Below are 26,032 nucleotides of genomic sequence, written 5' to 3'. Positions count from 1 at the left end.
GCCGGCGAGGAAGCGGCAGGCACCTCGCGATCCCGGATCCTGCACCGGGTCGGCCGCACGCCCCGGAGGCCATCCCGGCCGCGCGTCCGCCGCACCGCCGGGGACCGCGGTCCCATGGCGGGGCTTCCCCCGCCTCGCAGACCTCGCGGAAGGCGCCCGCCTTGCAACGCCGCAGGCGGGCACTTGTGGGCAACTTCAAGAGGGCCGACGGGATCAACATCGCGCGGCTGGGCTCGGTGCCGCACGGGGATTCGCTGCTGGCGCTGGGGCGGTTCGACGTGGCCGTGGACGTCTTCGCCGGTCCGCCGGAGATCCCGGCGGTGAACGGCTTTCCCGAGCGCGTGCTGGAGCCGCGCGACGGCGGGGCGGCAGGGCACCGCGGGCTTTTCCGGCTGCAACCCGGTGCATCCCGAGGCTTTGCTGCGCCTGTCGCAGCCGTCGGTGGCGAAGGTGCTGCGCACCACGCGTCTCGAGATGACCACCAGCGCGACCACGGCGGCAGGCATCCTCAACATCCCGTTCATAGTAAGGCATGCCAACGCGACCTCGATGAAATCCACCTTCTGGATCATGGAGCTGGACGCGCCCGGCGTGGATGGCGAGCCGAAGCTGGCGATGCAGTACCTGCAGGTGGTCATGCTTGATTTCTTCCAGCGCCGCGACGGCGTGCCTGGGCTGATCGGCTGGCCGCATGTCTCGACCAACACCTTGGAGAAGGTGGCAAACAATGGCTGCGCGCCGGAGGTCCTGACCTCCGGGTGACTGGCGGCATCTCGGGCCTTCTTCCGGCCCGGGCCGCCTTCCGGCGCGGATCGGGCCAAGGCCCAGAGGGGCTGCTGCAATGAGGGGCGGCGATGCACGGTGCGCCGCCCGTGCTCATCCGCCGTGCACCGGCGGTCCATTCGGCACGGTTGCTGAGCGAGGGGATCATGTGGCTGGCCATCGGCCAGCCGCCCGGGGTGCCGGCCAATCTGGCCATGCCGCAAGTTCTGGAGAACGTCGGTTTCGTCGCTGCCGGCGGAGGTCTCGGCAGCAACGATACGGTGCCGCTTTTCGCGGTGGACGGTCAGTGCCCGAACCCGGCTGCAAGCAGCGCGGTCTCGATCTGCTGCCGCTCGGGGATGTCCGGATAGGGGAAGGCGCCGAAGAACCGCGAGACGGTCGCGCCGGGGCGGGCGGCCGTGACCTTGGCGCGCCAGTGCCGCGCCCGGCGGCCGTCGCCCTTCAGCTGGTTGGCTGCCGCCGCGAGCATGCCCAGCAGGTAATGCGCGCCCGGACACAGCGCTGCCTGGTCCCCCCAATCAGCGGCGCGGTCGTAATCGGCCTCGTTGATCGCGATGTGGCACTGCGTGCCCAGCATGGCATAGCGCAGCGGGTCGAGCGGGCTCAGCGCCATGGCGAATTCGTTTTCCTGCCCGGTGGCATAGCCCTCGCCCTGCAGCGCGCCCATCAGCGCATGGGCGTAATGGCCCTGTGCGTAGCTCGGGCAGAGATCGGTGCTGCGCTGCATCCAGGCCTGGGCCTCCTCGGGATCGCCCGCCGCCCAGCGGGATCGTCCCATGCAGTAGCTGGCGAAAGGGTCGAACCCGTCGAGTTCGAGCGCGCGTTCCGCATGGGCGGTCGCCCGCGCGACGGCCTCGCGGCTTTCGCGGCACTCCCCCATGAAGGCCGTCTGGAACCACGAGAAGGCCAGGCCGGACTGCGCGCGGGCGAAGCCGGGCTCCATGGCGACGGCGCGGGCGAAGCGCGCCTTGGCGATCTCGTTGTCCTGCGCGTTGTAGCGGTAGAGATGCTGCAGCCCGATATGGAACTCCGCCCAGGCGTCGATGCTGTCGGGCGGGCGCAGCCGGGCGGCCTCCGCCTCGCTGGCGGGGACATGGATTTCCAGCGCGTTGACCACGGCGGCGACGATCCGGGCGCGGGTGTCGTGCACGTCCCCAGGCCCGCCGCAGATGCGGTCCGCCCAGATCACCACGCTGTCGGCGCAGCGCGCCAGCTCCACCGTGACGGCAAGCGAGCGGCCGGACATCTCGATGCTGCCCGACAGGCAGTAGCGCACCCCGAGCGCCCGGCCGATCTCTTCCGGCGCCGGGGTCTCGAAGCGCAGCGAGGAATGCCGGGCCGTCACCGAAACCGAGCGCAGCCGCGACAGCGCCGCGATGATCTCGGCCGGGATCGCCACGCCGAGATGGGCGGCGGCGTCCTGAGGGGGCAGCAGCGCGAACCGCAGCACGGCGATCGAGGGCCTGCCCGCGAACAGCGGATCGGGTGCCGGTGCAGGGCTGCCGCAGGGAACCGCATCCGGTCCGCAGACCTGCACCGGGGCGACCAGCCGGAAGCCGACGCCATGCTGGGTGCGGATCGTGTCCTGGCGCCGCCCGTCGTCGCCGATCGCCTTCCGGGCATCCTTGATTAGCGTCGACAGCGCGTTCTCTGATACCGCCCGCCCGTCCCAGACCTCGGCAATGATCTCGTCCTTGGTCACGATGCGCCCGGCCCTGCTGGCCAGGAAATGCAGCAGGCGCGGCACGCGGGCGGGGGCGGGAACCGGCACGCCGCCGCGGCGGAGTTCGCCCCGGTCGGGGTCGATCTCGACATCTGCGAAGGAGAGTATCATCTGCCGCTCCGTCACTGTGCCGTCACAGTCTGGCACAGGATTCCCAGATTTCGCACAAGTTTCGACTCGGCCGGCGGCCTATCCTGCAGGACGGCTTGCCGTTCGGCGGCGGTCCGGCAGCGCCGGCGTCCGTCCGCGGCATCCGCGGGAACCGGCGATTTCATTGGGAGGAAACGAAATGCACCGGATGACGGAAATGCTGGCCGCCCTTCTGCTGTGCGGCCCGGCCGCTGCGGCCGGGGCCGCGGAGCAGATGGTGGCGGCCAACGGGACCGAGCTTGCCTATGTCGAGGCCGGCAGCGGCAGCCCGGTGGTGTTCGTGCACGGCGCGATCTCGGACCACCGGGCCTGGGATCCCTACCGCGAGGCCATCGCGGCGCGGCACCACTTCATCGCCTATGACCAGCGCTATTTCGGCACGCGAGATTGGCCCGACGACGGCCGCAACTTCTCGGCCGACACCCACGCCGCCGATCTGGTGGCGGTTGCCGAGGCCCTCGGCGGCGGGCCGGTCGGCCTCGTGGCCTGGTCCTATGGCGGCGACGTGGCCGCCCGCGCGGCGATTGCCCGGCCCGACCTGTTCTCGGCCATCGTGCTCTACGAACCGGACGTGGCGGGGCTGATCGACGGGCTGGCCGGCGCCTCGGCCGCTGCCGAACATGTCCTTGCCGGGTTCGGCCCGGCCATCGCGGCGGTGGAGGCGGGCCAGCTGGAGGATGCGTCGCTGCGCTTCATCGAGGCGGTCTTCGCGCTGGGGGAGGGCGGGGCGGAGGCCGAGCCCGAGGAGTGGCGCAACGTCTGGCGCGAGAACGGCCGCACCATCCCGCCGTTCCTGTCCGCACCGGCGGGCGATACCGCGACCTGCGCCGATCTCTCGGCCGTCCGGGTGCCCATCCTCGTGGTCCGGGGCGCGCAGAGCACGGTCTATGACGTGATGATGGCGGAGCGGTTGGCGGCCTGCGCGGCCAATGCGCTGGTGCTGGCGATGCCGGACTCGAACCATGACGGCCCCTACCGCCATCCGGACCTGTTCGCGGCGATGATCGGCAGCTTCCTCGATCTCGCGGAATAGGCCGCCGGCCCGCCCGGGCGCCGCCGCGCCGCCGGCCATGATGGGTTTCCATCACGAAGCGCGCTGCGGCGGCGGGTCCGGGCGTGCCAGTCAACTCCCTGTCGCGGGGCATGGCCCAGCGCAAATTCAGGGAGGACAGGATGACGGAACCCACGGCCCCGGTCAGATGGGGCATTCTCGGGGCTGCGCGGATCGCCGATGGCGCGGTCATTCCGGGCATGGTGGCCAGCGCCGACTGCGCACCCCATGCCATCGCTGCGCGGGACCATTGCCGGGCGCAGGCCATGGCGGAAAAGCACGGCATTCCCAAGGCCTACGGCAGCTACGAGGCGTTGCTGGCCGACCCGGAGGTGGAGGCGGTCTATGTCGCCCTGCCGAACCACCTGCATGTGGACTGGGCGCGGAAGGCCGCGGATGCAGGAAAGCATGTGCTGATCGAGAAGCCCGCCGCGATGCGGGCCGGGGATCTTGCCGCGCTCGAAGGGATCGACCCGGCGCTGAAGGTCTCGGAGGCCTTCATGGTGCGCACCCAGCCGCGCTGGATCCGGCTGCGCGAGATGCTGGCGGCGCGCGAATACGGCGCGCCGATGACCTTTTCCTCGATGCTGTCCTTCATGATGGACAGCCCCGACGACTTCCGCAACAGCCCCGAAATGGGCGGCGGCGCCTATTACGACCTTGGCTGCTACACGGCGATGGCGGCGCGCTTCGTCTTCGGGACAGAGCCCGCCCGGGCGCTGGCGACCATGCAGAAGGCGGCGAACGGCACCGACATGTTCACTTCGGTGATCCTCGACTTTGGCGAGGGGCGGCAGGCGAGCTTCATGGTCTCGCTCGGCACGGCGTCGAGCCAGTCGATCCAGATCGTCTGCGAGGGGGCCTTCGTCACGCTGCCGCAGGCCTATGTGCCGTCCAGGAGCGAGCCGAACCTGATCCTGGTCGATACCTCGGCGGACCATGCCAATTCCTGCGTCCATGCCGAGAGCTTCCCGGCGCTCGACCAGTACCAGGAAGAGGTGGCGCAATTTTCCCGCGCGATCCGCGGCGCGGCGGATGCGCCCTATTATGGCCTCGCCGATGCGCGGGCGAATGCGGCCGTGGCGGATGCGGTCTTCGAGGCGGCCCGGACGGGCACATGGGCAGACGTGAAGGGAGCCTGAGATGAGCGTGACACTTGCCCTGATCGGCGCGGGCCGCATCGCCAAGGTCCATGCCGGGGCGATCCTGGCCTCGCCCGATGCGCGGCTGGCCGCGGTGACCGATGCCATGCCGGAGGCGGCGGCGGCACTGGCGGCACAGACCGGCGCCCAGGCGATGAGCCCGGAGGAGATCGCCGCCGACCCCGGCATCGACGGCGTGCTGGTCTGCACGCCGACCGACACCCATGCCGATCTGATCGAGACATTCGCCCGCGCGGGCAAGCATGTCTTCTGCGAGAAGCCGGTGGACCTGGATCTGGCCCGCGCCGGAGAGGTGGTGGCAACGGCCGAAGCGGCGGGGGTGAAGCTGATGCTGGCCTTCAACCGCCGCTACGACCCGAATTTCGCCGGAGCCCGGCGGGCGATCGACGAGGGCCGGATCGGCGCGGTGGAGATGGTGACGATCACCTCGCGCGACCCCGGCGCGCCGGACATGGCCTATGCGGCGCGGTCGGGCGGGCTGTTCCGCGACATGACGATCCACGATCTCGACATGGCGCGGTTCCTTCTGGGCGAAGAGCCGTTGACGGTTTCGGCCCATGCCTCGGTGCTGGTGAAGCCGGAGCTGGCGGAGATCGGCGATTGGGACAGCGCGACGGTCATCCTGGAGACGGCAAGCGGCCGACAGGCGGTGATCACGAATTCCCGGCGGGCGACATATGGCTACGATCAGCGGGCGGAGGTTCATGGCGCGCTCGGCGTCGTCTCGGTGGGCAACCGGCTAGAGGACACGGTGAGCGTGGGCACGGCAGAGGGCTATGCCTCGGCGCCGCTCCTGAACTTCTTCATGACGCGCTACACGGCCGCCTATTCGGCGGAGATCGCCGAGTTCATTGCCGCCATCCGCGAGGACCGGGCGCCTGCCACCACGGGACAGGACGGGGTGACCGCGCTGCGCCTCGCTCTGGCCTGCATGGAGTCGGTGAAGACAGGGGCGCGGGTCGCGGTCTGAGGGCCGGGGCGCCGGTGCGGCGCCCCTTTCCGCTTCAGCCGATCCGGACGGGGGCGTTCGAGACGCTGGCCGCCTGGATCGCGTCGAGGATCTGCGCGACGCGCCAGCCATCCTCGATGCTGCCGTTCTCCAGCCTGCGGCCCTCGTGGATCGCGCTGAGGAACTCGTGGATCATGTAGCCGAACACTTCCGCATAGCCGATGGCGACATTGTCATGCGGCACCGGGGCGAGCCGGCCGATCGCGGGGGTGGCGGGGCGGTTCGGCACCTTGCGGAACTCGGCCGGGCCGCTTTCCGGCAGGATGGCCAGCTCGTAATGCGAGGGAAGCGCGGTCGAGTAGCGCGCGGTGCCCTTCGTGCCCAGCACCTCGACGGTCATGCAGTTGCCGCTGCCGACCGCGACGCGGCTGGCCGAGACGAAACCCTGCGCGCCATTGGCAAAGCGCAGGAGCCCCGACATCACGTCGTCATTGTCGACGGCGGCGGTCTCGTCCGACAGCTCCGCATGGCCGTGGCCAGTGGTCGCGCCAAGCGGCAGGCGGCGTTCGGGAACGGAGATGGTCGAGATCGCGCCCACGACCTCCGCCACCTCGCCGAAGAGGAACCGCGCCATGTCGGCGGCATGGGTGCCGACGTCGAGAAGCGCGCCGGGCCCGGCCTTGGCGAATTCGTAGCGCCAGGAATGCGGCAGGAGCGGATCGGCGGCATAGTCGCACTGGAAGCTGACCGCGATCTGCACCGGCCTGCCCAGCTCGCCGGCCTCCAGCCGCCGCTTGATGTCGGCCATGGCCGGGATGCGGCGGTAGTTGAAGACGGTGCCCGAGACGCCGGGCGCATTGGCCGCCGCCAGCGCGAGCTTGCCCGCCGCCTCGGCCGAAAGTGCCAGCGGCTTCTCGCAGAGCACGTTCTTGCCCGCTTCCAATGCGGCCTGCGTGACCTCGGCATGGAGGAAGTTCGGCAGGCAGACCGAGACGGTGCCGATCTCCGGATCGGCGATGACCTCGCGCCAGTCCGAGGCGGTGGCGGCGAAGCCCCAGTCGGCGGCCATCTTGCCGGCCATGTTGCCGTTCATGTCGCAGACCGTGGCGAGGCGGAAGCGCTCCGCGCCGAAGCGCGGGGCGTATTGGCGGTAGCCGGCGGCATGGGCGGCGCCGATCATGCCGGCGCCGATGACGGCGATGCCGGGTGCAGTCATGTGTGATGTCCTCTCGGGAACGGGGTTGGTGGTCAGCCGACGGGATGCGGGCGCAGCACGAGGCGGCGGTCGGTCAGGGCGATGTCCTGCGCCATGCCGGGGGCGAGCCCGCCTGCCGCGGGGAAGGGATCGAGCCGCTGGACCATGCCGGTGGCGCAGGCGCGCTCGATCGCGCGCAGCACGCGGACATCGGCCAGCCCCTCGCGCGGCCCGACGGCGGGTCTCCTGCCCGAAAGCAGGCAATCGGCGAAATAGGTGATCATGCCGGCGAACTGGTCGACCACCTGGAATTCGCTCAGCCGGTGGCGGCCCTCGGCGGTGGAGAGCGCGCGGATGAAGGGCTCCTCGAAACGGAAGCCGGGATCCATGCGCAGGCTGCCCTTGGTGCCGCTGACGGTCCAGGCGTCGTTGGTCTCGGCGCCGAAGCTGACCGCGAACTGCGCGATCCGCCCGCCGGGGAACATCAGCGTCGCGCCGACGCTGTCGGGCACGCCCGCGGGATCGCCGTCTGCGCCCGGCCCGGCCATGGCCACCACCGCCTCGGGCTCGCAGCCGAAGACATGGCGCGCCGCGTTCAGGCAGTAGACGCCGACATCCTGCAGCGGGCCGCCCCACATCGCCGGGGACCGGCGGTGGTTGTCGCCTTCGAGCAGCGAGGTGAAGATCGCCGAGAACACCCGCGGCTCGCCGATCTCGCCCGCGCGGATGCGCGCCATCGTGTCGACCGTGCCCGGCTCGGTATGCAGCCGGTAGGCGGTCATCACCTCCGCGCCGGAGCCTGCGGCGGCGGCGAGGATCGCCTCGCATTCCGCCTCGCTCGCTGCCAGCGGCTTCTCGCAGAGCACGTGCTTGCCCGCCTTCGCCGCGCGGATGGCGAAATCGGCATGCAGCGCGTTCGGCGTCGCGATATAGACCGCGTCCACCTCGTCGCCCGCCATCAGCGCGTCATACTCCTCGTAGGGGATGACATGGCCGATGCCGTGATAGGCGGCGAGCCGCATGGCGTTTTCCGCCGAGCCGCTGACCAGCGCGGTGACCCGGGCATTGGCGGCACTGGCGGCGGCAGGCAGGAAGGCCTCCTGCGCGATCCAGCCGGCGCCCACCACGGCGAACCTGATTTCCTTTTCCAACGGCATGTCCTCCCTTGCCATCTGCCGCCCGCGGGCGGCCGTCTCCTCTGTCCCGTACATCCGCCTGTGGCCCGCTCCGGACGATGCGATTTGTGATGGCTTTCCATCACCGGGCGCGTGGCGCGGCCGGGCCTGCAGGGCGATGGTGCGCGCGGAGGACGGCCCGGGCGCGCCGTCCCCCCGGGGGGAGGAGCCCTGCGCCGCCAGGCGGACGCGCACATGGCCCGCATCAAGGAGCCGTGCCGCAGCACCGGCGTCCGGAGGAGGAGACGACATGATCATCGGAAAACGCGCCCTGAAAGGGGCGGTCGCGGCTGCGCTTCTGGCGGCTGCGGGCACTGCGGCACTGGCCGAAGGCGCGAACCTGGCCGTGGTCGGCGGACGGGCGGACGATCCGTTCTTCGCCAAGGTCAAGCGCGGCATCGACGACGCGGCCAAGCTGGTGGAGGCGCGCGGCGGCTCGGTCAACTACCTGACGCTGAAGAGCTACGACAATATCGGCGCGGATGCGGCGGCGCTGATCCGCACGGCGGTCGGGCAGGGCGCCGACGGCATCGCTGCGCCGAACTGGGTCCCGGATGCGCAGGACCCGGCCTTCGAGGCGGCGACCGGCGCCGGCATCCCGGTGATCCTCTACAATGCCGGGGGCGGCGCGAAGGCGGAGGCGCTCGGCGCGATCAACTACGTGGGCAGCGAGGAATCGATCGCGGGCGAGGCCGCGGGCCGCTATGCCGCCGAGCATGGCGCGAAGCTGATCGTCTGCGTCAACACCGTGCCCGGCGCGGCGAACCTGGAGGCGCGCTGCAACGGCATCGAGAAAGGCGCCGAGGCCGCGGGCGCGAAGGGCCGCCAGCTGCCGCTTCCGGCCAGCGCCTTCGGCGATCCGACCGCCGTGTCCGAGGCAATCAAGGCGACGCTGCTGCAGGATCCGGAGGTCGATGCCGTCGTCACGGTCGGCAGCCAGGATGCGGCCAGCGCGTCGAGCGCGATCATGCAGGCCGGGAAGGCCGGGCAGGTGATGCTGGGGACGTTCAACCTCGACAGCGCCTCGCTCGACCGCATCCGCGAGGGCACGCAGAGCTTCGCCATCGACCAGCAGGGCTATCTGCAGGGCTTCATGTCGGTCTTCCTGCTCGATTCCTACGTGAACTACTCGATGGCGACGCCGACCCAGCCGATCCTGACCGGCCCGGCCATCGTCGATGCCTCGAATATCGACGCGACGCTCGACGGCGTCGCGGCCGGGCTGCGCTGAGCGGCCGTCCGGGGCAGCGCGGCCGCGCTGCCCCCTGGCACCGGCGTCAGGCTCCGAGCGCTTCTAGTGTGGCGTCCAGCTCGGTGACCAGGCGGTCGGCGTCTTCGCGCGAGAAGCAGAGCGGCGGGCGGATCTTCAGGGTGTTCGAGTGGAAGCCGGTCGCCGAGATCAGCACCCGGCGCTCGCGCAGCCCGGCCACCGCCGCCAGCGCCAGATCGGCGTCCGGTTCCCTGGCCGTCCGGTCCTTCACGAATTCCACCCCGACATAGAGCCCCGATCCGCGCACGTCGCCGATCCCCTCGTAGCGCTCCGCCAGGCCGCGCAGGCCCTCCTGGAGATGCTGCCCGACGCGCAGCGCGTTCTCCTGCAGGCCCTCTTCGTGCAGCACGTCCCAGACGGCGCGCGCGGCGGCGATCGCCACGTTGTTGCCGCCGAAGGTGTTGAAATAGCGCATCTCGCGGCCGAAGCGCTCGACCAGCTCCGGCCGCATCGCCACGGCCGCGACCGGAAATCCGTTGCCCATCGGCTTGCCCATCGTGACGATGTCGGGGGAAACGCCGTGGCGCTGGAAGCCCCATAGCGCCTCGCCGGTGCGGCCATGGCCCGACTGCACCTCGTCGGCGACGAAGACCCCGCCGGCGCGGCGCACCACCTCGGCCACCGGGGCCAGCAGCCCGGCCGGGTCCGTATGGATCCCGTCCGAGGAGAACACGCTGTCGGCGTAGAAGGCGGCGAGCCCGTCGCCGTGGCGCTCGAGGTCGTCGATCTGCTTCTGGACCTCTTCCGCCATCCAGGCTCCCATCCGGGCCGGGTCCATCCGGTAGCTGTCCGGCGTCGGCACGCGGCGCACCCAGGTGCCCAGCGGCGATCGCGGCCCGAGCGAGGGCGAGAAGCCCGCGGTCATGAAGGAATTGCCGTGATAGGCCTCGGAGGTGATGATCACGCCCTTCCTGCCGGTATGGTGGCAGGCCAGCCGCAGCGCCAGATCGTTCGCCTCGGAGCCGGTGCAGGTGAACATCAGGTGTTCGATGCCGCCGCCGAAGCTCGGCAGGACCTCTTCGGCGAAATCGAGGATGGCGTCGCTGACATAGCGGGTATGGGTGCAGAGCGTGGCCATCTGGCGGCCCACGGCCTCGGCGACGCGGGGATGGGCGTGGCCGACGGACGGCACGTTGTTGTAGGCGTCGAGGTAGTCGCGGCCCTGGCTGTCATAGAGCTTGGTGCCCTCGCCGCGGACGATCTCCACCGGCGAGGCATACATCAGCCGGTAGGCCGGGCCGAGCAGCCGGGAGCGGCGCTCGACTGCGGCGCGGATCGCGGGTTCGAGGTGATCGGTCTTCGACGGGTCGAAGCCGTTGACCATGGTCTGGGCGGGGCGGGCGGACATGTCCTGGTCTTTCATCGGGTCAGCTCTCGGTCGGCGCGATCAGCACCAGTTTCAGGTCGTTGACATTGGTTCCGGTATGCCCGGTCAGCAGGGCATGGCCGGAGGCTTCCAGCAGGGGCGTCACGTCATGGCGCGCCAGCGCGGCTTCGGGGCTGTGCCCGGCGGCCCGCAGCAACGCTGCGGTCGCGCCGTCGGCGAGGCCGCCCGCGAAAGCCGTCGGCCCGTCGGTGCCGTCGGTATCCATGGCGAGGACGGCGATGCCGGGCCGGCCGTCGAGTTCCAGCGCGGCCTGCAGCGCGAATTCCTGCCCCGGCCCGCCGGCGGCACCGGCGGGCGTATCGGGGCCGAGCAGCACCGTGGTCTCGCCGCCGGCGATCAGCAGGCAGGGCGCGGTTGCGGGGCGGCCATGGTCCCGGACCTCGCGGGCCACTGCGATCAGCATGCGGGCCAGCGCGGCGCTCTCGCCCTCGAAGGCGGTCGACAGGACCAGCGGCGCGATGCCGGCCGCGCGGGCGGCGTCGGCCGCGCCGAGGCAGGCGGCATCGGCGGTGACGATCAGCTCGGTGGAGAGGTCGAGATGCGCGAGTTCCGCGGCCGTGGCGGTCTCTTCCGCCGGATCGGCGCGGTCGACATGCGCGACCACCGCGGGCGGCAGCCGGCCGCGCAGGCCGTAGCGGTCAAGCACTGCGGCGGCATCGGCGAAGCGCGACCCATCGGGCACGGTCGGGCAGGTGATGCAGTCCAGCCGGTCGCCGATCACGTCCGAGACGGTGAGGTTCGCCAGGGTCGCGCCCGCTGGCAGGCTGCGCGCCAGCCGCCCGCCCTTGACGGTGCTTACATGCTTCCTGACGGCGTTGATCTCGACGATCCCGGCGCCGCAGCCGAGCAGCACGCGGGAGGTCCCGGCGAGGTCCTCCAGCGACAGCCCGGGCACCGGATCGCAGAACAGCGCCGAGGAGCCGCCGGTGAAGCAGGCCAGCACCAGGTCGCCGGGGCGGACCTGCGCCAGCAGCGCCCGGGTCTGCCGTGCAGCGGCGAGCGAGGCGGCGCTGGGGATTGGATGGTCGGCCTCGATCACCCGGATGTGGCGCAGCGGGGCGGCCCCGCCGCGCTTTGCGGCGACCAGGCCGGCGGTGATCCGCGCGCCCAGGAGCCGATCGAGCACGGCGGCAATGGGCAGGCTGGCCTTGCCCGCGCCGACCACGAAGACCCGTCGGCCCTCGGGCAGCGGATGCAGCCGCGCGCCGATGCGCAGCCCGCCGGGTTCCAGCGCGACGGCAGCCCCGGCCGCCCGCCCGGGATCCGCCGCCGCCAGCCCGGCCTCCGCGAGATCCAGGAGCCGCCCTCGCAGCGCCCCCTCCCCGGAAGCGCACAGCTCCGTCCGGTTCAGGAAGCGGGCGCCCGCCTCGGGCATCTGCGCCGCCGCGGGGGCGGGATCGGCGAGCGTCATTGCGGCAGGCTCCCGCGAGCGGTTCCGGGGCGTCGCGTCGCGGACGGCAAGGGCCGGGGGTTCTTCATGGCAGGTCTCCGCGAAACGGCCGTGGCTGCTGCTGCGGGGCGCACGGGTCGGCGCGGCGCAACCGCAGCGGCGGGAAGCATCGGATGCGCGGCTGTCCCGCCGCAAGTGGAATTTGCCTTCATCCGGGCCTCCGCCGCATGTCGCTGTCCCCGATCTTTGCCCGGCCTGCGGACCGGCGGTCCGGGCCGCCGCCCGAGGTCCCTCCCAGTATTGTCGACAATTGTCAATCGCCAATGCCCGGCGCGCGCCTTATGGCCCCCGGCCGGCAAGTCGTCTATGATGGCGGAAGTTTCCCGGGGAGAGTGCCCATGACGAGCGCGGCGTTGCGGAAGATCGAGCGGAAGCCGGTCGAGGTCCAGGCCATCGAGGCCCTGCGCGAGGCCATTGTCGACGGCACGATTCCCGCGGGCGAGCGGATCACCGAGATCAATCTTTCCTCGGCGATGAACCTGTCGCGGGCGACGCTGCGTTCCGCGCTGCACCAGCTGGCGCAGGAAGGGCTGGTCACGCTGGTTCCCTATACGGGTTGGCGCGTGCTCAAGCTCGGGCCGCAGGACGTGCGCGAACTCTACACGCTGCGCGCGGCTCTGGAACGGCTTGCGGCGCAGCTTTCGGCCGGGCGGCTCGACGATGCGATGCGCGCGTCGCTGGAGGCGGCGATGGACGCGCTGTCGGAGGCCTGCGCAGCGGGCAGCGCGGACGAGATCGCAGAGGCCGATTTCGCGCTGCACAAGGCCATCGTCGAGGCGGCCGGACACGGGCGGCTGAGGTCGCAGTACCGGCTGATCGAGCAGCAGATCCGCATGTACATACGTTCCAGCGATGCGCTGCTGGCGGGCGGGGCCGAGATCCGCGCCCAGCATGTGCCGATCGTCGAAGCGATCCTGTCGGGGGACCCCGAGCTGGCCGGGCGGCTGTCGGAAGAGCACAACCTGTCCGAGGGCCGGAAGCTTTCGGACCATGTCGCGGCTGCGGCGGGCTAGGACAGCGCTCCGCGCGGCGGCCGCCCTGCAGCGGGCTGCAGGGCGCCCCGGGGGTCAGAGCCCGGCTGCGGCCAGCGCGGCGATCACCCGGTCGGGCGTCGCGGGATAGTCGCGCAGCCGCACGCCGGTGGCATTGGCGACCGCGTTCAGCACCGCCGCGCCCGCGCCCGAGATGCCGAGCTCGCCCACACCCTTGGCCTGGATCGGATTGGCGGCATCGTCACGCTCCTGCAGGAAGGTGACGCCGATCTGCGGCACGTCGGCATGGGCGGGGACGTGATAGCTGGCAAGGTCGCGCGTCACCGGCTGGCCGGTGCGGGCGTCATGCACCAGCTCCTCGGTCAGCGCCGCGCCGATGCCCCAGACGATGCCGCCGATGCATTGCGAGCGGGCGGTCTTCTCGTTGAGGATGCGCCCGGCGGCGAAGGTGCCCTCGAAGCGGCGGACGCGGATCTCGCCGGTCAGGGCATGGACCGCGACCTCGCAGAAATGCGCGCCATAGCCCGACTGGTGGGTCTCTTTCGCCATCTCGCCCTTCTCGATCTTCGCGGTGGCGGCGATCGGTTCGGCGATCAGATCGGCCAGCCGCTTCTCGACATTGCCCGCGCGCGCCAGCCCGTCCTTCAGCGTCAGGCCGTCTTCCGCGGCGCCCATCAGCGCGGCAATCTGGCCGCGGAGATCCTTCGCCGCGAGGAAGACCGAAGAGCCCGAGGACCCCGCGCCGAAGCTGCCGCCCGAGCCCGAGGCGCCCGGCAGGTCCGTATCGCCGAGCCGCGCCGTGACGTTCTCCGCCGGCAAGCCCAGCATCTCTGCCGCAATCTGGCTCAGGATCGCGTAGCTGCCGGTGCCGATATCGGTCATGTCGGTCTCCACCGTGGCGCGGTCGCCGGCCAGCGTGACCCGGGCTTCCGACGGCACCAGCATGTTCGGCCGCGCCGCGCCTGCCATGCCCATGCCGATCAGCCAGTCGCCCTCCTGGCGCGCGCGCGGTCCGGCGCGGCGGTCCCAGCCGAAGCGGGCGGCGCCGTCGATCAGGCAGGCTTCCAGCCCGTGGGCCGAAAAGCGGGTGCCGGTGCCGGGATGGGCGTCGGGGATGTTGCGCAGCCGCAGCTCCACCGGATCGAGGCCGACCGCATCGGCCAGCTCGTCCATCGCCGCCTCCATCGCCAGCTGGCCGACGGCCTCGCCGGGCGCGCGGACCGAGCCCGAGGGCGTGCGGTGCATCCGGCCCAGGTCCTGCCGGTAGGAGCGCGCCGCTCCGGCATAGAGGAAGCGCGAGGCCTGCGGCACCGGCTCGGCAAAGCCCTCGCCGAGCAGCTGGAACTGGCGGTTGTCATGTGCGAGCGCGGTCAGGCGGCCGCCGCTGTCGGCGGCGAGGCGCAGGCGCTGGACGGTTTCCGAGCGGCGCAGCACGGTCTCGAAGACCTGCTGGCGGGTCATCGCCACCCGCACCGGACGGCCCAGATCGCGCGCCGCCATCGATGCCGCCACCGCTTCCGGGCCGAGGCCGAGCTTCGAGCCGAAGCCGCCGCCGACGTAGGGCGACAGGATGCGGACCTGGCCGCGTTCCAGCCCCATCGCATCGGCCAGCTCCAGCGCGTTGAAGCGCAGCATCTGCAGCGCGCTGCGCAGGGTCAGCTGGTCGCCGTTCCATTCGGCGATCGAGGCATGCGGCTCCATCGCCGCCGCCGCATGCGAGGCGGTCGTATAGGTGGCGTCGATCCGGTGCGCCGCCGTTTCCAGCGCTTCGGCCACGGCGCGGGCGGCATCCGCGTCCTCCTTGGTCTCGAACTCCGCCTCTGCCGGATCGGTCACGGCGTCTTCCTCTGAATAGAGGATGCGCAGCCGCCTTGCGGCGTCTCGGGCGGTCTCGAAGGTCTCGGCCACCACGACGGCAATCGGCTGGCCGCGGAAATCCACCCGATCGCCGGGCTGGACAGGTGCGGCGCCGGCCATGCCCTGTGCCGGGTTGCGCAGGAAGCGCTCGCCGTTCCAGCAGCCCAGATAGCCCTCGAGTTCGTGGGCGGCGCTGTCGTCGATCGCTTCGACATGGCCGCGGGCAATGGAGGCGGTCACGAGAACGCCATGGGCCATGCCAGGCAGGTGCGTCTCGGCGGCATAGGTGGCGCGGCCCGACACCTTCAGCGGGCCCTCGGGCCGGTCGAGAGGCTTGTGGATCACGCCCTGGCCGGTCTGGTCCAGAAGCCGGGGCTGCGGGGCGTCCATGCGGAAATTGACGGTCATGCGTAGGCCTCCGTGCGGTCGGTTCCGGGGCTGGCGGGCGCGGCGCCGGTCAGTTCGCGCAGCACCGCCTTCATCGTGCGGGACAGGAGCGGCACCTTGAAGGCGTTGCCTTCCTCGGTGCGGGCCCCGGCGAGCACCAGCTGCGCCGCCTCGCCGAACAGCGCCTCCGAGGGGCGGCGGCCGGTCAGCAGCGCATCGGCTTCGGCATCGTGCCAAGGCTTGGTGCCGACGCCGCCGAAGGCGAGCCGCGCCTCGGCCATGCGGCCCTCTTCCATCCGCACGATCCCGGCGACGGAAACCAGCGCGAAGGCGTAGGAGGCGCGGTCGCGCACCTTGCGGTAGGCCTGCACCGATCCGGCCGGGACATGCGGGACATGCACCGCGGTGATGATCTCGCCGGGCTGGAGCGTGGTCTCCTCGTCGGGCTGGTCGCCCGGCACCCGGTAGAGATCGCCCAGCGGCAAGTGCCGGACCGTCCCGGCGGCGGCGCGGATCTCGGCCTCGGCCTCGAGCAAGGTCATCGCCACGGCCATGTCGGAGGGATGCGCGGCGATGCAGTTCTCGGAGGTGCCGAGAATGGCGGTCATCCGAGAGACGCCGCCCTTCGCGGGGCAGCCCGAGCCCGGCTCGCGCTTGTTGCAGGGCGAGGCGGGATCCTGGAAATACGGGCAGCGGGTGCGCTGCAGCAGGTTGCCGGCGGTGGTGGCGCGGTTCCGGATCTGGCCGGAGGCGCCCGACAGGATCGCCCGGGACAGCACTGGCCAGCCCTTGCGCACCCGCGGATCTGCGGCCAGCGCGCTGTTGGTGACGAGCGCGCCGATGCGCAGGCCCTCGGCGGTCTCCTCGATGTCGCCGAGCCCGGGCACATGGCCGATATCGACCAGCGTCCCGGGCGCGGCGACCTGCAGCTTCATCAGGTCCAGGAGGTTGGTGCCGCCGGCGATAAGCGTGGCACCGCCCGCGGCGGCCGTGCCGGCCTCGTCGATGCCTTCGGCGCGGATGTACTCGAAGGGCTTCATTCCGCCGCCTCCTTGGCTGCTTCGGCAGAGGTTCCGGCGCAGTTCGAAATCGCCTGGCGGATGCCGGGATAGGCAGCGCAGCGGCAGAGGTTGCCGCTCATCCGCTCGGCGATCTCGCCGTCGGTCAGGGCGACCGGCCCGGCGAGGCTTTCGGAAACGTGCGACGGCCAGCCGTCGCGCGCCTCGGCCAGCATGCCGGTGGCGGACATGATCTGGCCCGGGGTGCAGTAGCCGCACTGGAAGCCGTCGCAGGCGACGAATTCCTGCTGCAGCGGGTTCAGCGATCCGGGACGGCCGAGTCCTTCGACGGTGGTGATTTCGGCGCCTTCGGCCATCGCGGCGAGCACCAGGCAGGCATTCACCCGCCGCCCGTCCATCAGCACCGTGCAGGCGCCGCACTGGCCGTGGTCGCAGCCCTTCTTGGAGCCGGTCAGGCGGAGATGGTCGCGCAGCGCGTCGAGCAGCGTCACGCGGGGGTCGAGATCCATGTCGCGGGTCTCGCCGTTGACGGTGAGGGTGATCTGCATGGAGCTGGGTCCTTCCTTGCAATCCGGTGTGCTTGCCTGCCAACGCGCAGCACGGCCCGCAGGTTTCATCCGCAGTTGCCCGCACGTCCGCTGCGGCGGCGCCGACTTGCGCTTGCGCGTACCCGGCAGACTTCCTAGGTCTTCCGGGCGCAGGCAGCGGCCCCGCCGCCGGCGCAGCGACGAGGAGACTGCCCAGATGACCGTGCTGACCGGCGCCAAATCCGTTTTCTACGCCCATGTCCCGAAGACCGGCGGCACCTATGTCGAGGACCTCTTCGTCCTCAACGGCTACCGGCGCGGCTTCTGGTGTGCGTCGCGGGCGAAGAACGGGCTGCGCACCTCGTTCCAGCATTTCGACCGCCAGCTCTACGAATCCTGCATCGACTTCGCGGCGATGGACTTCTGCTTCATCACCGTGCGCCATCCGGTCGACCGGCTGCTGTCGGAATACCGCAACTCGGGCAACGGCCAGGACATCGCCGGCTGGCTGCGCAAGCTCGGCAACGCGCTCGACGCCGACCCCTATTTCCTCGACAACCATTTCCGCCCGCAGGTCGATTTCTACCTGCCGCCGATGGCAGTCTTCCGCCAGGAGGACCGCTATGACGCCGCCTGGGCGCGGGCCTTCGACGCCTCGCACGGGCTGGGCTTCGAGGTCTTCGAGACCGAGCGCAAGCTCGACACCCAGGCGAAGGCCCGGCCGCTCTCGCCCGCCGAGGCCGACGCGGTGGCCGGGTTCTGCCGCAGCCGCTACCAGGCGGATTTCGAGGTCTTCGGCTACGCCATGGACGATGCGCGGGCCTTTTCCGGCCTCGGCGCGGCAGCCGCGGAGCTGGGCGCGCCCGGCTGAGCCATCCTGCGGGCGCGTGACGGACGCGCCCGGAAAAAGATAGTTTTTCAGGCAACATATACAATTCGAGTGAAGCATATTGACAGCGGGCCGGTTTCAACCTGAAGGTGATCCTGTCGAGCGCCTGAAGACCTGACGCCAAGTCGGGCGGGCGTGTCGCCTCTGGGAGGAAGGTCGATGGTCGACGGTCAGAGCGAAGCCCTCCGGGGCGCGGATGACGCGACTCCGCTGGTATCTTACGCTGTACTCGACAGGATGCTCTGGGCCCGTTTCCAGCAGGCCGAGACCGTGGAAAGCTTTCTGGAATGCTGGCTGGGCCTCGTGGCGCGGCAGGTCGACGGCATGTCCTCGGCGCTGCTCGTGGCGGGGGAGGGCCCGGATTCCGGTCCCTTCGCTCCGGCGGCGCGCTGGCCCGCGGGCAGCCCGGCGGCGCAGGACCTGGCCGAAGCCGCTGCCAAGGCGGTGGCCGACCGGCAATGCATCGTCTTCGGCGAGGGCACGCGGCGGCGTGTGCTGGCCTGCCCGATCGAGGCGATGGGCGGGCTGTTCGGCGCCGTTGCCGTCAGCGCGCCCGAGGCTGCCGCGCCCACTCCGGCGCTCTTCCGCAGGCTGCAATGGGGCGCCTCGTGGATCGAAATCCTGCTGCGCCGCGAGCAGGAAGCCAAGGACGGCGACCTGCGCGAGCGCGTCACCGTCGCCTTCGACATGCTGGCCTGCCTGCTGGAGCATGACCGGCTGGACGAGGCCGCCACTGCGCTGGTGACCGAACTGGCGCGGCGGATGGATTGCGAGACCGTGAGCCTCGGCCTGCGCCGCCGCGGGCGGATGCGGGTGCGCGCGGTGTCCTCCGCGGCAGCCTTCGGCAAGCGCGCCAGCCTGGTGCGCGAGGTCGGGCTGGCCATGGACGAGGCGGCCGACCAGGAGGCGGTGATCCTCTGGCCCGCACCCGGGGACTGGGAATTCCGCGTGGCCCGCGCCGCGGGCGAACTCGCCGCCTCGCATGGCGTCGGCTCGGTGCTGACCATCCCGATGATCGCCGGCAGCGACATCATCGGCGCGCTGACCTTCGAGCGGCGCGCGGACGCGCCCTTCACCTCCCGCGACGTCGAGGTCTGCGATGCCGTGGCGGCGATTGCCGGGCCGATCATCGAGGACCGCCGCAAGGAAAGCCGCTGGCTGCCGGTGCGGATCCTCGCTGGCCTGCGCCGCGGGCTGGCCGCGCTGCTGGGGCCGCGCCATTTCGGCGCCAAGCTGGCCACGCTCGGTGCGGCGGCGGCGGCGGCGCTGCTGCATTTCGCCCCGGCGGCCTATGACGTGACTGCGCCGGTGCGGCTGGAAGGCAAGGTGCAGCGCAGCGTCATCGCGCCGTTCAACGGCTATCTCGCCTCGCAGGCGGCGCGGGCGGGCGACCGGGTGGAAGAGGGCGAGATCCTCGCCGTGCTCGACGAGAAGGACCTGGCGCTGGAGAAGCTGCGGCTGGCCACCTCGCGCCAGCAGAAGACCCGCGAGCTCGACCGCGCCATTGCCGCGCGCGAGGTCGCCGAGGCCTCGATCATCCGCGCCCAGCTGGAGCAGACCGACGCGCAGCTCGGGCTGGTGGGCGAGCAGCTGGCCCGCACCCGCATCCGCGCGCCCTTCGACGGCTACGTGGTCGAGGGCGATCTCAGCCAGTCGGTCGGCGGCGCCGTGGAGCGCGGCCAGACCCTGTTCCGCATCGCCCCGCTCGACGGGTTCCGCGTCATGCTGGAGATCGACGAGCGCGACATCGCCCAGATCGAACCGGGGCAGGAGGGCAGCCTGCGCCTCTCGGCCTTCCCCGACGAGCCGCATGGCTACCGCGTCGAACGCATCACTCCGCTGGCGCGGCAGGGCGAGGGGCGGAATTTCTTCCTGGTCGAGGCCGCGCTGACAAGCGGCTTCGAGCGGGCCCGCCCCGGCATGGAGGGTGTCTCGCGCACCGAGATCGGCGAGCGCAGGCTCGGCTGGGTGCTGTTCCACGATCTTGCGGACTGGGCGCGGCTCGCGGCCTGGAGGTGGCAGCCTTGAAGACCCGCAACTGGCGCGCCTCCTCCTGGTACCGCGTGGCGGGGTTCCGTCCGCGCCTGCGCGCCCATGTCCGCATCCACCGCCATCTCTACCGCGGCAAGCTGTGGTTCGTGCTGCAGGACCGGCTGTCGGGGCGGTTCCACCGTTTCACCCCAGAGACCTACCGCCTGGTCTGCATGATGGATGGCAGCCGCACGCTGGAGGACATCTGGGATCACGCGGTCGCCACGCTGGAGATCGACGCGGTGACCCAGGACGAGCTCGTGCGCCTCGTCGGACAGCTCTATTCCGCCGACGTGCTGTCGGGCGACGTGCCCTCGGACATCATCGAGATCTCCGAACGCGGCCGCCGCCAGGCGCGGCAGACGCTGATCCGCTCGGTGCTGAACCCGCTGGCGCTGCGCCTGCCGGTCTTCGACCCCGAGGATTTCCTGCGCGCGACCTATCCGCTGGTCCGGCCCTTCCTGTCGTGGTTCGGCCTGGCGCTGTTCGCCTGCATGCTGGGCTGGGGCGTGGTCACCGCCGCGCTGAACTGGGGGCCGCTGACCGAGAACGTGCTGGACCGGACGCTGGCGCGGGACAACATCCTGCTCCTGCTGCTTGCCTACCCCTTCGTGAAGGCGTTCCACGAGCTGGGCCACGCCTATTTCATCAAGCGCTGGGGCGGCGAGGTGCACGAGATCGGTATCATGTTCCTGGTGTTCATGCCCGTTCCCTACGTCGACGCCTCGGACAGCATCGGCTTCCCGGACAAGTGGCGCCGCGCGGCGGTCTGCGCGGCGGGCATCCTGGTCGAGCTGCTGCTGGCGGCCATCGCCATGATCGTCTGGGCCCATGCCGAGGAGGGCATCCTGCGGGCGCTGGCCTTCAACGTCATGCTGATCGGCGGGATCTCGACGCTGCTCTTCAACGGCAATCCGCTGCTGCGCTTCGACGGCTACTACGCGCTCTGCGACATCCTCGAGATCCCCAATCTCGGCCAGCGCTCGAACCGCTATCTCGGCTACCTGATCCAGCGCCACGGCTTCGGCATGGACTGGGCGGAGTCGCCCGCCACCGGGCGCAACGAGCCCTTCTGGTTCGTCGCCTATGCCTGCGCCGCCTGGGTCTACCGCTTCTTCATCATGGTGGCGATCGTCGGGCTGGTGGCGACGCGGTTCTTCTTCATCGGCGTGATGCTGGCAGTCTGGGCGCTGTTCCTGATGCTGCTGCTGCCGCTGATCAAGGGCGTCTGGTGGCTCTTCACCTCGCCCGCGCTGCGCCGCCACCGCGGCCGCGCCTTCGCCGTCACCGGCGGCGCGCTGTCCCTTGTCCTCGGCGGGCTGCTGTTCGTGCCGGTGCCGCAGAACACCATCGCCGAGGGCGTGGTGATCCCGCGGCCCGGGGCCTTCGCGAATGCGACTTGGGACGGGCAGGTGCGCGAGGTGCTGGTGCCCGCGGGCGCCGTCGTCGGGGCAGGCACGCCGCTCCTGCGGATCGACGATCCGCTGCTGCTGGCCCGCCGCGCGGTGCTGGAGGCGCGGATCTCCGAACTCGCGCGGCGGCTGGCGGCCGAGGCGCCGTTCGACCAGATCGCGGTGCGGATCATGGAGGAGGAGCTCGAGGCCGCCCGCGCCGACCTGTCGCTGACCGATGCACGCATCGCGGGCCAGACCGTGACAGCCGGGCGCGCGGGGCGGGTGATCCTGCCGAGGGGCGACGACCTGGAGGGATCCTTCGCCCGGCGCGGCGACCAGCTGGCCGTGGTGGACGATTTCCGCAGCCCGGCGATCCGCGTCGTGGTGCCCGAGATCCGCTCCAGCCTGGTGCGCAACGGCACGCGGGCGATCGAGGCGCGCTTCTCCTTCGATCCGGCCACGGTGCATCCGGCGCATCTGGCGCGGTCCACCCCGGTGCTGAGCCGCTCGCTGCCGTCGATGGCGCTGGCGCGCGAAGGCGGCGGGCGGGCCTCGCTTGATCCCGGCCAGCCGCGCGAGCGCCTGCAGACCTTCGAGCCGATGTACCAGCTCGACCTCGAACTGGAGGACGCGGCCGAGGTGCCGGTCTACGGCGCGCGCGTCCATGTCCGGTTTGCCCATGACCCGGCGCCGCTTGCCGGGCGCATCTACCGCGCGGCGACCCGCGTGTTCCTGAAATACTTCGTCTCGCGGGACGCCACCGCCTGAGACGCAGCCGAGACAACCAAGGGAGGAAATCCAACGTGACCCAGCTTCTGTTCTACGAAAACGCCCGGCCCGTGACCTCGAGAGCGCATGGCGACCTCTATGTCCGCACCGGCGGCCAGTACCAGTTCGCGCGCAAGGTCAACTCCGTGCCGCTGACGGCGGTCGAATTCTCCGCCGCCGCCGGGCACTACCCGATCGTCTTTGCCGGGACCGAGGAGAAGGTCATGCCGGCGGTCATCCTGGGCGTCACGGCCGACCAGAACTTCTATGTCGGCGAGGACGGCCACTGGCGGCAGGGCAGCTACATCCCGGCCTTCGTGCGGCGATATCCCTTCGTCTTCTCGACCGATGCCGAGAACAAGAACTTCATCCTCAACATCGACGAGGGCTACGAGGGCTGCAACCGAGACGGCCGCGGCGAGCGGCTGTTCGACTCCGAGGGGCGGCAGACCATCTACCTGCAGAACATCCTGCGCTTCCTGCAGGAATACCAGGGCCAGTTCCGCCGCACCGAGGCCTATTGCCGGCGGCTGCAGGATCTGGATCTGCTGAAGCCGATGCAGGCGCAGTTCAAGCTGCCGGGCGGTGCGCAGCGCTCCCTGTCGGGCTTCATGACGGTGGACCGCGAGGCGCTGAAGAAGCTTCCCGACGAGGAGCTGCGGCGGATGTTCGACACCGACGAGCTGGAATGCACCTTCCTGCATCTCTTCTCGATGCGGCACTTCCAGTCGATGCTGAACACCTTCGGCGAGAGCCTGCAGCAGGCGGAGGTCCCGCAGGCCGAGCAGCAGTCCGACGGCGGCATGGATGGCGGGATGGCGCCGATGCCCGAATACGAGGGCATGCCGAACTGAGCGCCGCGCCGATGGCCCCCGCACCGAGCTTTGCCGCGCCGCTGGTGCGCTTCTATCCCGAGCGGACGGAGCGCGATCCCGGCTGGCTGGACGAAGCCGGGGCGGCGGTCCTAGGCCATGTCACCGCTGCGGCGGCCCGAGGCTTCGCGCCCCTGGGCCGCCGCGTCGCGACCGGGCAGGTCATCGCGCAGTCGCAGCGGCTGGCGCGGCTGGACGAGGCCGGGTTCGACGCGGAGATCCTGCGCCTGCGCGCCCGCATCCGACGCCAGGGCCTGTGCCGCTCCAGCATCGTGACCGGCATCGCGCTGGCCCGCGAGGCGAGCGCGCGAGAGATCGGCCTGCGCCAGTACCGCGCCCAGATCCGCGGCGCGCTGGCCATGCTGGACGGACGGCTGATCGAGATGGATACCGGCGAGGGCAAGACGATCACCGCCGGGCTCGCCGCCGCCACCGCCGCGCTGGCGGGCATCCCGGTCCATGTGATCACCGTGAACAACTATCTCGCCGAGCGCGACGCCCAGACGCTGTCTCCGGTCTACCGGCGGCTCGGGCTGCGCACCGGCATCATCCTCGAAGGCATGGAGCGTCCCGAGCGTCGCGAGGCCTACCGCGCCTCGATCACCTACGGCTCCAATTCGGAAATGGCCTTCGACTACCTGCGCGACCGGCTGGGCTTCGGCTCGCTCGGGCCGAACGCGGTGGAAAGCCGGCTGCGCCGGATTGCCGATCCCGGCAGCGCCGAGACCGGGCCGGTGATGCGCGGGCTGCATTTCGCCATCGTCGACGAGGCCGACAGCGTGCTGGTCGACGAGGCCCGCACGCCGCTGATCATCTCGCGCATGAGCGATGCCTGCGAAGAGGCCGCCTGGGCCAACCGGGCGCTCGAGCTTGCCGGCGCGCTGGAGCGCGGCACCGACTACAAGGTGCTGGCCGAGGAACGCCGCGTGATGCTGACCGACGAGGGCCGCGAGCGCATCGGCGCGCTGGTGGAGGCCGGGGAGGGCATCTGGCAGAGCGCGATCCGCCGCGAGGAGGTCGTCACCCAGGCGCTGAGCGTGCTGCACATCTTCAAGCGCGGCGACCAGTACCTGGTGCGCGACGGCAAGGTGCAGATCGTCGACGAATATACCGGCCACCTGCAGCCGGACCGGTCCTGGTCCGACGGGCTGCACCAGCTGGTCCAGGCCGCCGAGGACGTCGAGATCACCGGCCAGAACCTCGCCGTGGCGCGGATGACCTACCAGCGGCTCTACCGCCGCTACGTCCATCTCTGCGGCATGACCGGCACCGCGCGCGAGGTCTCGGGCGAGCTGCGCGCCGTCTACGGGCTGATCACAGAGCGGGTGCCGCCGCGCAGGCCGTCGCGGCTGCGCTACCGGCTGCCCAAGGTGTTCCGCCGGGCGGAGGCGAAATGGGCGGCGGTGGCCCGCGATGCCCGCAGGGAGACCGCCCGCGGCCGCGCCGTGCTGGTCGGCACGCGCTCGGTCGCGGCGTCGCTGACCGTGTCCGAGGCGCTGCAGGCGGCCGGGCTGGAGCACCGCGTGCTCAATGCCGAGAACGACCACGAGGCGGCCGAGATCATCGCCGAGGCCGGCCAGGCCGGGCGGATCACCGTGGCCACGAACATGGCCGGGCGCGGCGTCGACATCAAGCTGGGGCCGGGCGTGGCGGAGGCGGGCGGGCTGCATGTCATCCTGACCGAGCGCCACGACGCGGGCCGCATCGACCGCCAGCTGGCCGGGCGGGCCGGGCGCCGCGGCGAGAGGGGCAGCGTCGCCGCGATCCTGTCGCTGGAGGATCCGCTGCTCGACGTGATCGAAGCTCCGGTCTCGAAGCTGCTGGCGCGGCTGCCGGTGCTGGGCGCGGGTCCGCGGATCGGGCTGTTCGACCGCGCCCAGCGGCGCGCCGAGAAGAGCCATGCCCGCGCCCGCCGCGACCTCGTCCGCCAGGACCGCCGCCTGAACCAGCTCCTGTCCTTTACCGGAGGCCTAGAATGACCCGCCTGTTCCCCTGTCTTGCCGTGGTCCTGGCCGCCGCGCCGGCCCTTGCCGACGGCTATGACTGCCTGATGGATCCGCTGCGCACGATCGAGCTGGCGAGTCCGGTCGCGGGGCTGCTGAAGGAGGTGCTGGTCGACCGCGGCGACGTGGTGGCCAAGGGCCAGCTGGTGGCGCGGCTGACCTCCGACATCGAGCAGAGCACGGTGGAGCTTCTGACGCTGCGCGCGGAGTCCGACGCAGTGGTCGAGGCGCAGGAAAAGCAGGTCTCGATGATGGAGCGCCGCTATGACCGCGTGCAGAAGCTCTCCGAGAGGGGCGTGGCCACGCAGGAGGCGCTCGACCAGGTCGAGACCGAGCTGATCGCAGCGCAGAGCCTGCTGATGCAGGCCGAGCTGAACCGCGATCTCGCGCTGAAGGAACTGGCCCGGGCCAAGATCGCGCTCGGCGAGCGCACCATCCACAGCCCGGTCGACGGGGTGGTGCGCGAACGCGTCATGTCGGGCGGAGAATATGTCAGCTCGGACGACCACGTGGTGAAGATCGTCCAGCTCGACCCGCTGCGGGTCGAGGCCTTCGTGCCGGTCTCGCTCTTCGGGCGGATCGCCATCGGCGACCACGCGACCGTGCGCCCCGCGCCGCCGATCGAAGGCACCTACAGCGCCGAGGTGGTGGCAATCGACCCGGTCTTTGACGCTGCCAGCGCCACTTTCGTGGTGGTGCTGGAACTGCCGAACCCCGACCGCAAGCTGCCGGCCGGCCACCGCTGCAGCCTGGAGATCGGCGGTACCTGACCCTGTGGCCAGGCAGATCGATACACAACTTAAGGTAGAACGTCGGGCGCGTGGACCCGGCCAGCCGCATACTGCACTGCGGCGCAAGTTATCCCCGGAACTGACTTGCATTATTGGACAATCTTATCCACAGGCGTGAATTGCCCGTTCCCCGTGGAAGGCCCTGTGCTACAATCTCAGGTGGAGGAGTCCCCAGTGACGAGTTTCGTTCCGACAGCGCCCCGGCC

General features: G+C 71.0%; 20 protein-coding genes. 12 read left to right on the top strand and 8 right to left on the bottom strand.

Annotated elements, in window-relative coordinates:
- Positions 1-441: 441 nt before the first annotated feature.
- Entirely contained in the window at positions 442-762 is a 321-nt protein-coding gene (locus tag HCC78_RS12990) for a hypothetical protein (RefSeq protein WP_216671142.1), read from the top strand.
- A 304-nt stretch (positions 763-1,066) separates the two neighbouring features.
- Here the strand turns inward: HCC78_RS12990 and HCC78_RS12985 are convergent, their stop codons facing one another.
- A complete protein-coding gene (locus HCC78_RS12985; RefSeq protein ID WP_172329210.1) occupies positions 1,067-2,617 on the bottom strand; it encodes a winged helix-turn-helix domain-containing protein in 1,551 nt (516 codons plus the stop codon).
- A 178-nt stretch (positions 2,618-2,795) separates the two neighbouring features.
- On the opposite strand from HCC78_RS12985, the gene HCC78_RS12980 reads away from it, so the two are divergent.
- The 3 genes from HCC78_RS12980 to iolG all read left to right on the top strand — a co-directional run bounded on the left by HCC78_RS12980 (position 2,796) and on the right by iolG (position 5,840).
- On the top strand, positions 2,796-3,689 hold the full coding sequence (locus HCC78_RS12980) for an alpha/beta fold hydrolase (protein ID WP_172329209.1): 894 nt from the start codon (positions 2,796-2,798) through the stop codon (positions 3,687-3,689).
- Between the two features lie 140 nt (positions 3,690-3,829).
- The gene (locus tag HCC78_RS12975; RefSeq protein ID WP_172329208.1) at positions 3,830-4,849 is read left to right on the top strand and encodes a Gfo/Idh/MocA family protein; all 1,020 of its coding nucleotides are present in this window, start codon (positions 3,830-3,832) and stop codon (positions 4,847-4,849) included.
- A gap of 1 nt (position 4,850) precedes the next feature.
- On the top strand, positions 4,851-5,840 hold the full coding sequence (gene iolG / locus HCC78_RS12970; RefSeq protein ID WP_172329207.1) for an inositol 2-dehydrogenase: 990 nt from the start codon (positions 4,851-4,853) through the stop codon (positions 5,838-5,840).
- 34 nt (positions 5,841-5,874) lie between these two features.
- Here the strand turns inward: iolG and HCC78_RS12965 are convergent, their stop codons facing one another.
- Together HCC78_RS12965 and HCC78_RS12960 are read right to left on the bottom strand one after the other, a co-directional pair.
- Complete coding sequence (locus HCC78_RS12965) at positions 5,875-7,035, bottom strand: Gfo/Idh/MocA family protein (protein WP_172329206.1); 1,161 nt, start codon at positions 7,033-7,035, stop codon at positions 5,875-5,877.
- Positions 7,036-7,067: 32 nt separating this feature from the next.
- Entirely contained in the window at positions 7,068-8,165 is a 1,098-nt protein-coding gene (locus HCC78_RS12960) for a Gfo/Idh/MocA family protein (RefSeq protein ID WP_172329205.1), read from the bottom strand.
- A gap of 274 nt (positions 8,166-8,439) precedes the next feature.
- Here HCC78_RS12960 and HCC78_RS12955 point away from each other — a divergent pair, with 274 nt between their 5' ends.
- Positions 8,440-9,420: a substrate-binding domain-containing protein gene (locus HCC78_RS12955; protein WP_172329204.1), complete on the top strand. Its 981-nt coding sequence runs from the start codon at positions 8,440-8,442 to the stop codon at positions 9,418-9,420.
- A gap of 46 nt (positions 9,421-9,466) precedes the next feature.
- Here HCC78_RS12955 and HCC78_RS12950 read toward each other — a convergent pair whose 3' ends face one another.
- Entirely contained in the window at positions 9,467-10,822 is a 1,356-nt protein-coding gene (locus tag HCC78_RS12950) for an aspartate aminotransferase family protein (RefSeq protein WP_253949155.1), read from the bottom strand.
- Positions 10,823-10,826: 4 nt separating this feature from the next.
- Positions 10,827-12,257, bottom strand: a complete 1,431-nt coding sequence (locus tag HCC78_RS12945) for a glycerate kinase (protein ID WP_216671141.1) — start codon at positions 12,255-12,257, stop codon at positions 10,827-10,829.
- 377 nt (positions 12,258-12,634) lie between these two features.
- Here HCC78_RS12945 and HCC78_RS12940 point away from each other — a divergent pair, with 377 nt between their 5' ends.
- Entirely contained in the window at positions 12,635-13,309 is a 675-nt protein-coding gene (locus tag HCC78_RS12940) for a GntR family transcriptional regulator (RefSeq protein WP_172329203.1), read from the top strand.
- A 54-nt stretch (positions 13,310-13,363) separates the two neighbouring features.
- Here HCC78_RS12940 and HCC78_RS12935 read toward each other — a convergent pair whose 3' ends face one another.
- The 3 genes from HCC78_RS12935 to HCC78_RS12925 are packed head-to-tail and all read right to left on the bottom strand — an operon-like array spanning position 13,364 to position 17,099.
- Positions 13,364-15,553 carry a xanthine dehydrogenase family protein molybdopterin-binding subunit gene (locus HCC78_RS12935; protein WP_172329202.1) on the bottom strand — a complete coding sequence of 730 codons (2,190 nt, stop codon included), beginning with the start codon at positions 15,551-15,553 and terminating at the stop codon, positions 13,364-13,366.
- On the bottom strand, positions 15,550-16,572 hold the full coding sequence (locus HCC78_RS12930; RefSeq protein WP_172329201.1) for a xanthine dehydrogenase family protein subunit M: 1,023 nt from the start codon (positions 16,570-16,572) through the stop codon (positions 15,550-15,552). The genes HCC78_RS12935 and HCC78_RS12930 overlap by 4 nt, the downstream gene beginning before the upstream one ends.
- Positions 16,569-17,099 (bottom strand): 2Fe-2S iron-sulfur cluster-binding protein, encoded by a 531-nt coding sequence (locus HCC78_RS12925; protein WP_172329200.1) that lies wholly within the window; start codon positions 17,097-17,099, stop codon positions 16,569-16,571. The genes HCC78_RS12930 and HCC78_RS12925 overlap by 4 nt, the downstream gene beginning before the upstream one ends.
- A gap of 196 nt (positions 17,100-17,295) precedes the next feature.
- Here HCC78_RS12925 and HCC78_RS12920 point away from each other — a divergent pair, with 196 nt between their 5' ends.
- From HCC78_RS12920 to HCC78_RS12895, 6 genes are all read left to right on the top strand, one after another.
- Positions 17,296-17,949, top strand: a complete 654-nt coding sequence (locus HCC78_RS12920) for a sulfotransferase family 2 domain-containing protein (RefSeq protein ID WP_172329199.1) — start codon at positions 17,296-17,298, stop codon at positions 17,947-17,949.
- Positions 17,950-18,126: 177 nt separating this feature from the next.
- Positions 18,127-19,995 (top strand): efflux RND transporter periplasmic adaptor subunit, encoded by a 1,869-nt coding sequence (locus HCC78_RS12915; RefSeq protein WP_172329198.1) that lies wholly within the window; start codon positions 18,127-18,129, stop codon positions 19,993-19,995.
- On the top strand, positions 19,992-22,160 hold the full coding sequence (locus HCC78_RS12910) for an efflux RND transporter periplasmic adaptor subunit (protein ID WP_172329197.1): 2,169 nt from the start codon (positions 19,992-19,994) through the stop codon (positions 22,158-22,160). Before HCC78_RS12915 ends, HCC78_RS12910 begins: the two co-directional genes overlap by 4 nt.
- Before the next feature lie 35 nt (positions 22,161-22,195).
- Positions 22,196-23,014: a SapC family protein gene (locus tag HCC78_RS12905; RefSeq protein ID WP_172329196.1), complete on the top strand. Its 819-nt coding sequence runs from the start codon at positions 22,196-22,198 to the stop codon at positions 23,012-23,014.
- Positions 23,015-23,025: 11 nt separating this feature from the next.
- Complete coding sequence (locus HCC78_RS12900; RefSeq protein ID WP_172329195.1) at positions 23,026-25,011, top strand: hypothetical protein; 1,986 nt, start codon at positions 23,026-23,028, stop codon at positions 25,009-25,011.
- Positions 25,008-25,805, top strand: a complete 798-nt coding sequence (locus tag HCC78_RS12895; RefSeq protein ID WP_172329194.1) for an efflux RND transporter periplasmic adaptor subunit — start codon at positions 25,008-25,010, stop codon at positions 25,803-25,805. The genes HCC78_RS12900 and HCC78_RS12895 overlap by 4 nt, the downstream gene beginning before the upstream one ends.
- Positions 25,806-26,032: the final 227 nt, after the last annotated feature.

It is taken from the genome of Mangrovicoccus sp. HB161399 (assembly GCF_013184745.1).
Lineage (GTDB): Bacteria > Pseudomonadota > Alphaproteobacteria > Rhodobacterales > Rhodobacteraceae > Mangrovicoccus.
This window is presented reverse-complemented; position numbering and strand designations above follow the sequence as displayed.